12 protein-coding genes are annotated in these 13834 nt (G+C 42.5%); 6 read left to right on the top strand and 6 right to left on the bottom strand.

Annotation, left to right across the window (positions count from 1 at the left end; translation table 11 throughout):
* Positions 1–171 precede the first annotated feature (171 nt).
* Positions 172–1212, bottom strand: a complete 1041-nt coding sequence (locus M2R47_RS03910) for a hypothetical protein (protein ID WP_249099258.1) — start codon at positions 1210–1212, stop codon at positions 172–174.
* A 15-nt stretch (positions 1213–1227) separates the two neighbouring features.
* Entirely contained in the window at positions 1228–3357 is a 2130-nt protein-coding gene (uvrB, locus tag M2R47_RS03905) for an excinuclease ABC subunit UvrB (RefSeq protein ID WP_249099255.1), read from the bottom strand.
* A gap of 275 nt (positions 3358–3632) precedes the next feature.
* Here uvrB and M2R47_RS03900 point away from each other — a divergent pair, with 275 nt between their 5' ends.
* From M2R47_RS03900 to ppk2, 6 genes are all read left to right on the top strand, one after another.
* On the top strand, positions 3633–3797 hold the full coding sequence (locus tag M2R47_RS03900) for a rubredoxin (RefSeq protein ID WP_249099252.1): 165 nt from the start codon (positions 3633–3635) through the stop codon (positions 3795–3797).
* Positions 3797–4801, top strand: coding sequence for an alpha/beta fold hydrolase (locus M2R47_RS03895; protein ID WP_249099249.1), 1005 nt, complete (start codon positions 3797–3799; stop codon positions 4799–4801). Before M2R47_RS03900 ends, M2R47_RS03895 begins: the two co-directional genes overlap by 1 nt.
* A 152-nt stretch (positions 4802–4953) precedes the next feature.
* Positions 4954–5556, top strand: a complete 603-nt coding sequence (locus tag M2R47_RS03890) for a fumarylacetoacetate hydrolase family protein (RefSeq protein WP_249099245.1) — start codon at positions 4954–4956, stop codon at positions 5554–5556.
* A 193-nt stretch (positions 5557–5749) separates the two neighbouring features.
* On the top strand, positions 5750–7021 hold the full coding sequence (purD, locus tag M2R47_RS03885; RefSeq protein WP_249099243.1) for a phosphoribosylamine--glycine ligase: 1272 nt from the start codon (positions 5750–5752) through the stop codon (positions 7019–7021).
* A 128-nt stretch (positions 7022–7149) separates the two neighbouring features.
* The gene (locus M2R47_RS03880; RefSeq protein ID WP_249099240.1) at positions 7150–8505 is read left to right on the top strand and encodes an ABC1 kinase family protein; all 1356 of its coding nucleotides are present in this window, start codon (positions 7150–7152) and stop codon (positions 8503–8505) included.
* A 90-nt stretch (positions 8506–8595) separates the two neighbouring features.
* Positions 8596–9696 carry a polyphosphate kinase 2 gene (gene ppk2 / locus M2R47_RS03875; RefSeq protein ID WP_418001182.1) on the top strand — a complete coding sequence of 367 codons (1101 nt, stop codon included), beginning with the start codon at positions 8596–8598 and terminating at the stop codon, positions 9694–9696.
* 82 nt (positions 9697–9778) lie between these two features.
* Here ppk2 and M2R47_RS03870 read toward each other — a convergent pair whose 3' ends face one another.
* The 4 genes from M2R47_RS03870 to M2R47_RS03855 form a co-directional block, all read right to left on the bottom strand.
* Positions 9779–10114, bottom strand: coding sequence for a 2Fe-2S iron-sulfur cluster-binding protein (locus tag M2R47_RS03870; protein WP_249099237.1), 336 nt, complete (start codon positions 10112–10114; stop codon positions 9779–9781).
* 69 nt (positions 10115–10183) lie between these two features.
* A complete protein-coding gene (gene nrdB / locus M2R47_RS03865) occupies positions 10184–11281 on the bottom strand; it encodes a class Ia ribonucleoside-diphosphate reductase subunit beta (RefSeq protein ID WP_249099233.1) in 1098 nt (365 codons plus the stop codon).
* Positions 11282–11507: 226 nt separating this feature from the next.
* Positions 11508–12407 (bottom strand): SEL1-like repeat protein, encoded by a 900-nt coding sequence (locus M2R47_RS03860; RefSeq protein WP_249099231.1) that lies wholly within the window; start codon positions 12405–12407, stop codon positions 11508–11510.
* Positions 12408–12526: 119 nt separating this feature from the next.
* Positions 12527–13789: an O-succinylhomoserine sulfhydrylase gene (locus M2R47_RS03855; protein WP_249099228.1), complete on the bottom strand. Its 1263-nt coding sequence runs from the start codon at positions 13787–13789 to the stop codon at positions 12527–12529.
* Positions 13790–13834 lie beyond the last annotated feature (45 nt).

Below are 13834 nucleotides of genomic sequence, written 5' to 3'. Positions count from 1 at the left end.
CATCAGGTTTAAAAAAGTCATCATATCATTGTAGCATATTTTATGGCAATCGATTGTATCCTCACGAACTTTAAATTTTTTTACATTCTATCGCAGCATCCTTTATTATAAAAAATAGTAATCATTCAGACAATATAATGACAAGATTTTAAAATCAGATTGCCAGTAGCATCAGAGATTAATCTGCGCCAATATTTCTTTTTTAGGCTTGACAGAACCTACCATGACCAGGCCTTTTAAATCCCCAATTTTTAAATTAATGGTTTTTTTATTATGATAACCTACTTGCAAATCAGCGATATTTAAATACAGGAACAACTTTTCGTACTCATCTAAGTAATCAATAACATCTAATAGTAAATTTTTATTTTTATATCGCTCAATCTCATCTTTACTCACATACATGCTAATCTTAAAATTAGTGTATTGATCGCCATTTCTTTTTGAAAGCCAAAAAAGCAAAGAAAAACCCTTGCCATATCTTTTTATATCCCCGCCTTTAATCTTAGAAAACATGATGTGCTTATTTTTGTTTAAAATTGGCATAGAAGCATCGTTCAAAACAAAACAAAAATCCACTGGGGTAAAATAATCATAATAACTTTTCACATTTGACAGCGAAGTTACTCTTAATGGAACAAATCTCAACTCTTTTTTATTGGGAATTTTTGGGTTGTTATAAATTTGATAATGATGGTAACACAATTGAATAAAAGACGAAGATTTCCTACCAACATCATAAACCGAACTTGGTCTTATCTTGACATCATTGACCTTACCTTGCTGGTTGTGCTTATTTTGTGAAAATCCATCACCGCAAAGCATGTCCACATCATCACCCCCTTCAACTCTTGGGGCATATCTTGTTATCCAATCGTCTAAATCACAATGGCATTTTTGCCTAAGAAGATACTCTTCTTCGCTTTCATCAGCATACCTATCTTTTGCCGCCACATTTTTTGAAAATATTTTCCATGGGCAGCTGTTTGAATGTGAGAAACGCTCATTCTCCCTAAAATGCATGGCATTTCTCTGCTCACTTTTAGGTCTATGATAGTTCACGCCAATAATTTCAACTCCATTCCTCAGGCACTCATCATAAGAACAATACAAAGAAAATCTTTTTCCGTTTTGTTGGATGGATGCTGCATATAGTTCATAGATATCAACCATTTCACCCAACTCTTGACAATACGCTTTTAATATCTTCATCACCATCTCCCAATATCACCCCATCAGCAACTCTTTTAAAGCCAATACCGTATCACGAACTCGAGCCGCCTCTTCAAATTTCAGCTCACCAGATAATGCACGCATCTGCTTTTCTAGACGAGCAATCTCTTTGGTCATCAGTTCAGGTCGGCGTAAAATTTCTTCGTCCACGCCAGCGATCGCTGCTTGATGAATCGCCACACTGCCCATTGTTTGTATCGCTTCTTCCTCACCTGTATCAATCTTATCAGTAATGGCACGACTGGCGGATTTTGGGGTGATGCCATGTTTGGTGTTATAATCAATCTGCTTGGCACGACGGCGTTCAGTTTCATCAATCGCTTTTTGCATGCTTGGCGTGATGGCGTCTGCATACAAAATCGCCTTACCATTCACATGACGAGCCGCCCTACCGATCGTTTGAATGAGTGAACGCTCCGAGCGTAAAAACCCTTCTTTATCAGCATCAAAAATGGCCACCAAACTCACTTCTGGCATGTCAAGCCCCTCACGAAGCAAGTTGATTCCCACTAACACATCATAGACGCCCGTTCGCAACTCATGAATGATTTTCATACGCTCAACGGTGTCAATGTCCGAATGCAAATATGCCACTTTAATGCCATATTCCTTAAGATAACTGGTCAAGTCTTCCGCCATGCGTTTGGTGAGTGTGGTGATCAGCACACGCTCATTTAAGGGCTTACGGATGTTTATCTCACCCAGCACATCATCTACTTGAGTAAGTACAGGGCGAATTTCTAAAATCGGATCAATCAGTCCTGTTGGTCGCACCACCTGCTCCACCACTTGCTGGCTACGCTCCAATTCATAGGCAGCAGGTGTTGCTGACACATAGATGGTGTTTGGCTTGATCCGCTCCCACTCCTCAAATTTCATGGGGCGATTGTCCATTGCTGATGGCAAACGAAAGCCATAGCTGACTAAGGTTTCTTTACGGCTTTTATCCCCTTTATACATCGCACCTATCTGCGGCACGGTTACATGACTTTCATCAATAAATAGCAACGCATCATCAGGCACATAGTCAAATAAAGTCGGCGGTGCCACACCAGCAGGTCGTCCTGACAGATGACGAGAATAGTTCTCAATGCCATTGCAATAGCCAAGCTGCTGAATCATCTCCAAATCATAAGTGGTACGCTCTTTGATACGCTGAGCCTCAATAAGCTTGTCATGAGTACGGAAATATTCAAGCCTTTGAGCAAGTTCCTCCTTGATTGATTCGCTGGCAGTCATCAGCTTGTCTTTTGGGGTTACATAGTGGGATTTTGGATAAATGGTGATGCGTGGTGCCGTGCGGATATTTTTTCCTGTCAAAGGATCAAACCAAACAATTTTTTCCACCTCATCATCAAACATTTCCACACGCACCGCCAAGCTTTCGCTCTCAGCAGGATAAATGTCCAAAGTCTCTCCACGAATGCGATAAGTACCTCGTCCAAATTCCAGCTCATTACGATCGTACTGCATCTCCACCAAACGCTTAATGAGTGCGGTGCGATCAACCTTATCTCCTACGACGATATGAAGCAACATTTTAAGATAGCTTTCAGGATCGCCAAGACCGTAAATGGCAGACACAGAAGCAATGATGATGGCATCCCGCCTCTCTAGTAGGGCACGAGTAGCAGACAATCGCATCTGATCAATATGATCATTGATGGCGGAGTCTTTTTCAATGAAAGTATCAGAGGCTGGCACATAAGCTTCTGGCTGATAATAATCATAATAACTGACAAAATACTCTACCGCATTGTGTGGAAAAAATGAGCGAAATTCACCATACAGCTGAGCAGCCAGCGTTTTATTATGCGCCATGATGATTGCTGGACGCCCCAGCCTGGCAATCACCTGTGCCATGGTATAAGTTTTGCCAGAGCCTGTCACACCCAAAAGCAATTGCTCACCCATGCCTTGATTAACCCCCTCAACCAATGAAGCGATGGCCGTCGGTTGATCTCCTGATGGCTCAAAGTCAGTTACCATGTCAAAAGCCTGGCTAGAAATCTGAGTGCCTGACACATTGACGCCAGTCAGTTCTGCTTTTTCTTGGATTTGTTTGGCAAGCTGGTTGAGTTGTCGCTCTTGTCTGCTGGTGCTTTTAATGTCTGGTATTCTCATGATGTTAATCCGATGTGATGTTCATTGATAAAGACAAACCGCAACATTTCATGATGGGGGCAACACAGCCTTTTACAAGAAATTTTTATTGCTGGCATAGTGCCACCCTCTTACACTTCATCGTTTGCCTTGATCATAAAACGACCATCAACCACTCACCCCAAAACTCAATCACATATTTTTACAAATTTTACTTGCAAAAAATAGATACATATGTAAACTAACACCCAAACTTGATCAAATCAAGCGATCAACAATCGCTTAAAAAGGTGTCTATGAAAAAATATCAATGCATCGTCTGTGGCTGGATTTATGATGAAGCCTTGGGTTGTCCTGAAGAGGGTCTTGCACCAGGTACTCGTTGGGAGGACATTCCAGACGACTGGAGTTGCCCTGAGTGTGGCGTTACCAAAGATGATTTTGAAATGGTAGAAATTTGATGAATGCCTCATCTCATAAAGCATTACCCAACACACCGCCAGACTGGCATCAATTTGGTCATATTGATTGGCAAAAATCAGACCTATCGCCATATTTATACCAAGCCATGATTGATGTCGGCGACGGCATTCAGCTGTGTGTTGAAGCAGGTGGCAACCCCAATCATCCACCGATGATTTTCATCACAGGACTGGGTTCTCAGATGTTTTTTTGGTCGGATACTCTACTCAAACGCTTCATGGATATGGGGTTTTTTGTCATTCGTTTTGACAATCGTGATACAGGATTATCCAGTAAAATTCGCATTGAAGGACTACCCAGACTAAACACGCTTAAAATGATGCTAAAAGTCCAAACTGGCTTATCCAATCGTTCAGAGCCAGTCGCCTATACCTTGACTGACATGGCAGAAGATGTGGCACGCTTGATTAAAACAATGAATCTAAATAAGGTGAATTTGGTTGGGGCTTCCATGGGAGGCATGATTGCTCAAATTCTCGCCGCACGCTACCCAAACTACATCAATCGTCTTGTCCTACTTTTTACCAGCAGCAATCGGCCATTTTTAAGACCGCCCAACCCCAAGCAATTCATGACTTTTTTGCGTCGCCCTGAAAGCCATTCTGAACGCGATATGGTACGCCATAGCGTATGGTTCATGACTGCAGTTGGTAGCCCTGGTCATCTTGACATCAAAGGCACACGAGAGATTGCCAAGAAACGCTATCAGCGCAACTTTCACCCCTTAGGCGTGGCACAACAACTCAATGCCATCTTAGCCTCTGGATCAATTCTAAGGTTCAGCAAGCAAATCCGTGCCAACACCCTCATTCTACATGGCAGTAAAGATGGACTACTCACCCCAAGCCATGGCAGATTTTTGGCAAAAGTCATTCCAAACGCCACTTTTAAAATGATTGACGGCATGGGTCATGACCTACCACCTTATTATCACCCTTATTTGGTGAGTGTGATCAGTCAATTTTGTCATGATTCACCATGACATTTTAATATGACATGAAATGAAACTTAGCATTGTTAATGATCTGCATGCCAGTATGACAGAATAACCCACTCATCAATCGCCATTGTCTTAAATGGTGATATTTGCTATAATCAGCAAGCCTGTCGCCAATCTTATTTTTGGACAAACCCATGCCCACCGTTAATTTTAATGATGCACCCCATCCTGTCAATACCATTTATTGCATTGGTCGTAGCTATACAGAGCACATACATGAGCTTGGCAATGAAGCACCCACAGAACCCTTGGTGTTTTTAAAGCCTAATAGCAGCATCGTTACGGGCAATACCATCATATTGCCAGATTTTTCTGACGACATACATCACGAAATTGAGTTGGCGTTACTCATCGGTAATAGTCAGTCCATCATTGGTGTGGCAGCTGGGCTGGATTTGACCGCACGAGACATACAAAACACCTGTAAACAAAAGGGCTTGCCATGGCTTAAAGCCAAAGGTTTTAAGCATTCTTGCTGGCTTGGTAATTTTAAGCCATTCGTTGATCAAGCTTATCGTCTGACACTCACTGTCAATGGCGATGTCCGCCAAGACGACAGCACAGATAAAATGAGGTATGATGTCTCTTATTTGGTCAAGCATTTAGATGAGTTGTATGGTTTGACAGCAGGCGACATCATCATGACAGGCACCCCAAAAGGCGTAGGCAGACTAACAAAAGGTGATGAACTGATCGTCAGCTTTGATGATGAAACGCATCACCTGTTGATTGCTTAATCACTCATCAAGGATTGTTGAATTGTAGTCAAACTTTTTGCCATCAGATGCGTGCGTTTGCGTGATATTGTATGGGTTGGCTCATGTCTTTGACCGGAACGCTCTTTGATGGGCGTCATTTTCATTCATCAATAACCATTGTTTCATGAATCACTGTTACAGTGGTGATTTTGGCTTTTTATTAGGAATTTTTATGAACATTCTTGTACTAGGCACAGGTGGTCGTGAACACGCATTGGCGTGGGCATGTGCCAAAGATGACCAAGTTAACACCGTATTCGTTGCTAAGGGCAATGCCGGTACTGCTCAAGAGTCGAAACTCCAAAACATTGATTTGGACATAACCAATCATCAAAAGGTGATTGAGTTTTGCCAAAACAATGCCGTTGCTTTTGTGCTGGTCGGCCCTGAAGCACCATTAGTAGCAGGCATCGTTGATGACTTACGCCATGCCAATATCCAAGTATGGGGGCCGACACAATATTGTGCCCAATTAGAAGGATCAAAATCTTTTGCAAAATCTTTTATGAAGCAGCATGGCATACCCACCGCATTTTATGAAGTATTTGGCGATGCCAAAAAGGCCAAAGATTATGTCAAAGAACAAGGCACACCCATTGTCATCAAGGCAGATGGCTTAGCAGCAGGTAAAGGCGTGGTTGTCGCCATGACTCAATCAGACGCTTTTGCTGCGATTGATGACATGCTAAGCGACAATAAGTTTGGGGACGCAGGCAGTCGTGTGGTGATTGAGCAGTTTTTGATTGGCGAAGAAGCCTCGTTCATTTGCATGATTGATGGCGATAACATCTTACCAATGGCAACCAGCCAAGACCATAAACGCATTTTTGAAGGCGATACAGGGGCTAATACTGGTGGCATGGGTGCGTATAGCCCAGCCCCCGTGGTTACCCAAGCAGTGCATGACAAAGTTGTCAGTCGTGTGATTCGCCCTGTGGTTGACGCCATGAAAGCGAACGGCACACCTTATACGGGATTTTTATATGCAGGATTGATGATTGATGACAATGGCGACCCCCAAGTCATTGAATTTAATTGTCGTTTTGGAGATCCAGAGACACAGCCCATCATGATGCGTTTAAAAAGCTCGCTGGTTGAGCTGATTCAAGCAGGTCTGGCAGGCAATCTACCAAGTGAAGCCAAATGGTCTGATCAAGTCGCTTTGGGCATCGTACTTGCCAGTCGTGGCTATCCAGAGTCTAGCAGTAAAGGTGATGTCATTACAGGCAGTGGCACCACCGATTCTAACATCAAAGTCTTTCATGCAGGCACTAAGCAAGTAGGCGATGATGTCGTAACAGACGGTGGTCGTGTGCTGTGCATTACAGCATTAGCAGATGACATCGCCCAAGCCCAAGCCACCGCTTTAAATACAATCAAAGGCATCAGCTTTGACGGCATGCAATATCGCCGTGACATTGGCTGGCGAGCAATTACTCGCTAAGACCACTTAACGCCCCAACATTCAGCTGGGGCGTTTTTATTAAATTTTTACCGCATGGTGTTTTTGATGATTGATTTTTTTGTTATAATGCCCCATTAATATAAAAATTGACACAAATCAGCAACACCATGACCAAGCCACTCAATCAACTCAAAACCTCTGCATTGCAACGCCGCCTTTCAATCGCCAAAACCTCCTTGAACATAGGTGCACACTGGGCAAAAAGCGGTGTTTCTGGATTATTTTTAAGCAAAGAAGAAAAACAGACGCAAAAGCAGATTTTACTACAAGAACAGGCCGACTACTTGGTGCGTGAATTGGGAAAGTTAAAAGGCTCAGTGGTAAAAATTGGACAGATGCTTGCGTTGTATGGCGAGAATTTTTTACCAAAAGAGGTCATTAATGCTCTGCACACCTTAGATGACAACACAGCTCCGCTGTCATGGCATCTCATCTATGAGGCCTTAAAGCATGAGCTTGGCGAACGCGTGCATGATTTTGACATCGAACGCACGCCGATTGGTACTGCAAGCTTGGCTCAAGTACATAAAGCGGTGCATAAGTTTTCAGGTCGTACAGTTGTCTTTAAAGTGCAATATCCCAGTGTTGCTGATGCGATTGATTCCGACCTTGCAATTTTTAAACAATTACTTAAAATCACCAATGCTGTGCCGCAGACCAAAGCGTTAGATGACTGGTTTTTAGAAATCCAAAACTTGCTCCACACCGAAGTGGATTATCGCACCGAAGCCAATACTACCAAGAGATTTGCTCAGTATTTGGCGAATGACGATCGCTATATTGTACCAACCATTTTTGATAATTACAGTACCGACCGTCTAATTTGCATGAGCTTTGAGACAGGCATATCCTTAAATGACCCACGCCTAAGACAACTCCCTCAAGACAGACGCAACGCACTTGGTCAAGCAGCGATTGAAATTGTCATTCGAGAGTTGTTTGAATGGGGTGAAATGCAAACCGATCCGAACTTTGGTAACTATTTGGTAAGAATTGATGACGATGGTAAAGATCAGTTAGTTTTGCTGGATTTTGGGGCGATCAGACGCTTTGATGACCAATTACTGACCATTGCAAAAAACCTCATGGCCGCAGGATACCACCAAGACAAACAGCAGATGAAAGCTGCCATGACAGGTTATGAATTTTTTGACAAACTCAATGGAAAGCCCAAGGATGACATGGCAGAATTATTTTTATTAGCATGCCAACCTTTTGCCAACCCTGCCTTAATTGAGCAGCAATTCATTGATGAAAATGGATTGTACCGCTGGGCGGATAGTCGTCTTTATCATCGTGTCATGGCAAGCGCCAAAAATGGCATGGCGTCATTTGAGTTTAGTCTACCCCCAAAAGAAATGATGTTCATCAGTCGTAAGTTCATTGGTGCTCATACCTTGCTCGTTGCCCTCGATTCACGCACAAACAGCGACGCACTTATCAAGCCCCATATACAACCATGATGATATTGCATCAAATCGTTGCCACAACAGATAGAAAATGGTAATATAAAACAGTAGTAATAGTTTTTTATTTTTTGTTAGGAGTGTGTTATGTCAACTGACGATAAAACCATCGCCAAAACCCCAAGAACTCGTCGCAACATCAAATCCACACCCAAAGCCGAAAACAAATCCATGCTAAGCACCGCCAGTCAGCTTGAGGATTTGTTGATGCATGCCACACCTGATGACTTGGCAGAAGCAGAACAACTGCTGGCTCACTATCTACCATCTACCACCACACGCCAAGTAACCAATCAAATTCGTGGAGATAAATCTAAGGACACGCAATTATCCGACAACTGGCGTGAAGGTGGCTATCCATATAAGTATCGATTAAGTCGTAAAAATTACGAAGCACAAAAATACAAACTACAAATTGAACTCTTAAAACTACAACATCATATCAAAGCCACAGGTCAAAAGCTCGTCATCATTTTTGAAGGTCGTGATGCCGCTGGCAAGGGTGGTACCATCAAACGCTTCATGGAGCATTTAAATCCTCGTGGTGCCAGAGTTGTCGCCTTAGAAAAACCCACTGAACAAGAAAAAGGTCAATGGTACTTTCAGCGTTATGTTCAGCACCTGCCGACAGCTGGTGAAATTGTGCTGTTTGACCGCTCTTGGTATAACCGTGCTGTCGTTGAGCGCGTCATGGGCTTTTGTACTGACGCAGAATACCAAACTTTCATGCACCAAGTGCCTGAATTTGAAAAACATTTGATTGAGTCGGGAATTCAGCTTGTCAAATTTTGGTTTTCGGTATCAAGAGATGAACAAAAAGCGCGTTTTGCCAGTCGAGAAAACGATCCGCTAAAACAGTGGAAATTATCGCCTGTTGATAAGGCCTCTTTGAATAAATGGGATGATTATACCCTATCCAAAGAAGCCATGTTCTTTAACACTGACACAGCAGAATCACCATGGATTGTCATCAAGTCCGACTGCAAAAAGCGTGCTCGCTTAAACGCCATGCGTTATGTGCTTAATAAGCTAAATTACGACAATAAAGATGCCGCTCAAATTGGCAATATTGATCCATTGATTGTCGGTCGTGCAGGTGCTTTATATGAAAAAGATGAACGCACCGATCTTGCAATGACTTCTGCCAGAATCGCCCGAGCGACCAAGTCAAATAAAGACAGTGAGTAACTCTGGTGTAAAAATTTGCACAAAAATAAAATACCGCAAAATGGCGGTATTTTATTTGTCAAATCAAAATGGACAAGGTCGTTTAAGTGTGATTATTTGATGCGTTCATCAGATTAATCCATGATGCCAAGTTGGCATCATCATGCTGATCAGTCGCCTTAGGAACATAAGTAACGCATACCGTACCAACTGGACAACAACAACATGCCAATATCTCATCATCTTCAAGTATGGCAATCGGTGTTCTCACCATATTCACCACCCCTGTCTTGGCAGTTACTCGCATCTTACAACAACCACAATAGCCTTCTTGACATTCAAATCGCACCATCTGATGCTGCGTTCGTCTCATTCCTTGCAAAAGCGTCTCGCCATCATGTAAATAAAAACGCATCTCATCGGTGAATACCCAGCCCATTCCACCCCCATGTTACTCAGGCATCGCAGTCGCCCATATGACACTCACGCCTTTACTAAAAAAGTCATCTCACAGCTCAAAATCATCAAGATCAACATCATCAAGATCGCTATCAATTTGACCCACCAAATAAGTGGTGATTTCAGTCTCTTGCGGAGCGACTTGTACATTATCAGAAGAAAGCCAAGTATTAATCCAAGGGATTGGATTTGCTTTGGTATCAAATATGGGGGGCAGCCCAATGGCAGCCATGCGAGTATTGGTAATAAATTCAATATAATGACACAAGATATCACGATTAAGACCAATCATAGAACCATCTTTAAACAGATAGTCAGCCCAATCTTTTTCTTGCTGAGCAGCACTTTTAAAAATCTCAATCGCCTGCGATTCACATTCTTTCGCAATCTCTACCATATCAGGGTCATCTTTACCATGTCGCATCAGATTAATCATGTGCTGTGTACCATTTAGATGTAATGCTTCATCTCTGGCAATCATCTTGATAATCTTAGCGTTACCCTCCATCAGTTTTCGCTCAGCAAAAGCAAATGAACAGGCAAAAGACACATAAAAGCGAATGGCTTCAAGCACATTGACAACAACTAAGCAAAGATACAGTTTCTTTTTTAAAGCTTTTAAATCGCCTTTGCCTGTGAGTAGGTATTGTTGAGAAGCATGATATAAGTCATCATAATAATGAGCAATGTCTTTAGCACGAGCTAAGATGTGTTCATTATCCATGATGTCATCAAAGATGACAGATGGGTCTGCGACGATATTACGAATGATGTGTGTATAACTTCTACTATGAATGGTTTCAGAGAATGACCATGTCTCAATCCAAGTCTCTAACTCTGGGATAGAAACCAAAGGTAAAAGTACTGCATTAGGGCTTCTGCCTTGAATGCTGTCTAATAGCGTTTGGTATTTGAGATTGGATAGAAAAATATGCTTTTCGTGGGTAGACAGCTTACCAAAATCAATGCGGTCTTTAGAAACATCAATCTCTTCAGGCCTCCAGAAAAATGAAAGCTGTTTTTCTATGAGCTGTTCAAAGATGGGGTGTTTTTGTTGGTCATAGCGAGAAACATTGACAGGTTGCCCAAAGAACATGGGTTCTTTTAAAACATCGTTTTTATTTTGGCAGAAAATTGAATAATACATGAACAGCCCCATTTGACGAACGACATTGATTTTTTGAAAAATTTAATGTCGCACCATTATGTCATACAATCATACTAAAAGGTAAACTGGCGTAATTTTAACACAATTTTTTGGCATTTCGCACACCGATCTCAATCTTTTATCACAACTTTATTTAAAATTTCATTGCCAAGCCTCCAAGGTCATACATGCACCAAAGCCGACCATCAAGCCATATGAAGCATGGTCATGAACTCTCTTTGGATTGTCGCTCATTCAACAGATGGCAGGCAGGCTCATAATCTTGACTGGCAGACTGATGAAGCCAAGCAATCGCCGCATTCTCATCTTTATCAACACCCAAACCTTCCAGATGACAAATTGCCAATTGATGCATTGCAGGTGCAAAGTTCAGCCTGGCTGCCTGTTCAAAATAATCATAAGCTTTGGTCAAGTCCTGCACCACCCCCTCACCACGCTGATGATGCACAGCCAAATTGTATTTGGCCTCAGCCACATCTTCCGCTGCCGCTTTTTCAAAACATGCCACTGCTTTTACATGATCTTGTGGCACACCACGACCAGCACAGTATAAATTACCCAGATTCAAATAAGACATGACAAATCCCAGCTCGCCTGCACGCTCATGCCATGTCGCTGCTTGCTCATCATCTGGCTGCACGCCTACGCCATATTCATACATTAAGGCAATGTTATGGCAGGATGATGGATGATTGTGGTCAGCGGCCTTTTTATACCATTCAAACGCTGTTTGGTGGTTTTGATCAATGCCAAAACCGTGATAATACATCACCCCCAGATTATGACAGGCCTTGATGTCATGCTGTTGGGCAGCCTTCATCAAAAGTTCATACCCTTTTTGATGATCCTGCCTCACACCCAATCCCTCACAGTGCATCACGCCAAGACTACGCTGAGCATCTGCCAATCCATATGATGCAGCCTCAAATAACAGCTTGGCTGCCGTTTCATATTCGCCATCATGATGCAAGGCTGTCGCCTGCTCATATAATGCCATTGCCTGATCAAGCTCAGATTCTAATTTTTGCTCTGCCAGTCGCTTTTTTTTAATGGCTATGATGGAATCATTATGGTTGGATTTGAATAATTTATCTAAAAGACTCATGTTGCCACTTCCATCTAATATTAAAATATTAACAAGTCTGATATTAATGCTAAAACCGTGTTAAATCCGAAAATTTAAAAAACAATCAAAACAACACAACCTTATTAAAAATTTAATGCCTACAACGCATCCAAGCCCCTTGCCAAATCAGCGATGATGTCATCAACCTCTTCAAGGCCCACAGACAGGCGAATCAGCCCCTCATTAACACCCGCTTCTGCTCTTTGCTCTGGCGTCATGCGAAAGTGCGTGGTGGTCGCAGGGTGAGTAATGGTGGTTTTGGCATCGCCCAAATTATTGGTAATACTAATCATCTTTGTACTGTCAATGATGTGCCACGCCGATTTTTGGTCGGCAACTTCAAAACCAATAATCGCCCCAAATGCCCCAGTGATCGCCCCACCGCCAACATTGTTTAGGGCGGTATGTTGTTTTTTGGCGATATGGTGGCTATCGTGGGTCGGCAAGCCAGAAAAATGTACTTTTGCAACTTTTGGGTGATTTTGTAAAAATTCGGCAACCTTGTTGGCGTTCTCACAATGGGCTTTCATACGGATTGATAGCGTTTCAAGCCCTTTTAATAGCACCCACGCATTAAAGGGAGATAAGCTAATACCGCCTGTACGAATGACCGTAAACGCTTTTTCCATCAGCTCATTTGAACCAACCAATGCCCCCCCCAATACTCGTCCTTGTCCGTCAATGTATTTAGAAGCTGAATGAATGACAATATCCGCCCCCAAATCCAAGGGTTTTTGAATGGCAGGAGTAGCAAAGCAATTATCCACAATGAGTAACGCGCCATGATCATGGGCAATTTTGGCGATCGCCCCGATGTCAGCAATTTGAGCCAAGGGATTGCTTGGACTTTCTAAATAGCATACCTTGGTGTTTTCTTTAATGGCGTTTTGCCAAGCGTTGGTATCAAAACAGTCCACATAATCCACATCAACGCCAAAAGCTTTAAAATAAGTATCAAACAATGCTACCGATGAACCAAATAATTGCTTGGCACACAACAAATGATCCCCTGCCTTTAAATAAGCCAAGCACATTGTCAAAATCGCCCCCATACCACTGGAAGTCGCCACACAACGATCACCGTTTTCTAGTAAAGCCAGCCGTCTTTCAAGGGCTCGCACGGTGGGATTGGTATGACGACTGTACACATTGCCTTTTTTGTTACCATTAAAATGGTCGGCGGCATCTTTTGCATTTTGATACACATAGCTACTGGTGGTAAAAATCGCTTCACCATGCTCACCTTCATCAGTGCGATGATAGCCACCACGCACCGCCAAAGTCTGTTCAAAAAATCCCAAGGAGGCATCTAGGGCATCTGACTGCCAATTTAGGTCAAGTTTTGGGTCAAACTGTGTCATGATCTGGCACCTTTTAATAAGCAAATTGTATTTTATCTTATCATA

The organism is Moraxella oculi (assembly GCF_023336735.1).
In the GTDB taxonomy this organism is placed as follows: domain Bacteria; phylum Pseudomonadota; class Gammaproteobacteria; order Pseudomonadales; family Moraxellaceae; genus Moraxella; species Moraxella oculi.
The sequence above is the reverse complement of the archived record's forward strand: the minus strand, read 5'-3'. Positions and strand labels throughout refer to the sequence as shown.

What these genes read in the sequence shown, in the direction of transcription:
- M2R47_RS03910 (WP_249099258.1), bottom strand. Translation starts at nt 1,212, where the DNA reads ATGAAGATATTAAAAGCGTATTGTCAAGAGTTGGGTGAAATGGTTGAT.
- uvrB (WP_249099255.1), bottom strand. Translation starts at nt 3,357, where the DNA reads ATGAGAATACCAGACATTAAAAGCACCAGCAGACAAGAGCGACAACTC.
- M2R47_RS03900 (WP_249099252.1), top strand. Translation starts at nt 3,633, where the DNA reads ATGAAAAAATATCAATGCATCGTCTGTGGCTGGATTTATGATGAAGCC.
- M2R47_RS03895 (WP_249099249.1), top strand. Translation starts at nt 3,797, where the DNA reads ATGAATGCCTCATCTCATAAAGCATTACCCAACACACCGCCAGACTGG.
- M2R47_RS03890 (WP_249099245.1), top strand. Translation starts at nt 4,954, where the DNA reads ATGCCCACCGTTAATTTTAATGATGCACCCCATCCTGTCAATACCATT.
- purD (WP_249099243.1), top strand. Translation starts at nt 5,750, where the DNA reads ATGAACATTCTTGTACTAGGCACAGGTGGTCGTGAACACGCATTGGCG.
- M2R47_RS03880 (WP_249099240.1), top strand. Translation starts at nt 7,150, where the DNA reads ATGACCAAGCCACTCAATCAACTCAAAACCTCTGCATTGCAACGCCGC.
- ppk2 (WP_418001182.1), top strand. Translation starts at nt 8,596, where the DNA reads ATGTCAACTGACGATAAAACCATCGCCAAAACCCCAAGAACTCGTCGC.
- M2R47_RS03870 (WP_249099237.1), bottom strand. Translation starts at nt 10,114, where the DNA reads ATGGGCTGGGTATTCACCGATGAGATGCGTTTTTATTTACATGATGGC.
- nrdB (WP_249099233.1), bottom strand. Translation starts at nt 11,281, where the DNA reads ATGTATTATTCAATTTTCTGCCAAAATAAAAACGATGTTTTAAAAGAA.
- M2R47_RS03860 (WP_249099231.1), bottom strand. Translation starts at nt 12,407, where the DNA reads ATGAGTCTTTTAGATAAATTATTCAAATCCAACCATAATGATTCCATC.
- M2R47_RS03855 (WP_249099228.1), bottom strand. Translation starts at nt 13,789, where the DNA reads ATGACACAGTTTGACCCAAAACTTGACCTAAATTGGCAGTCAGATGCC.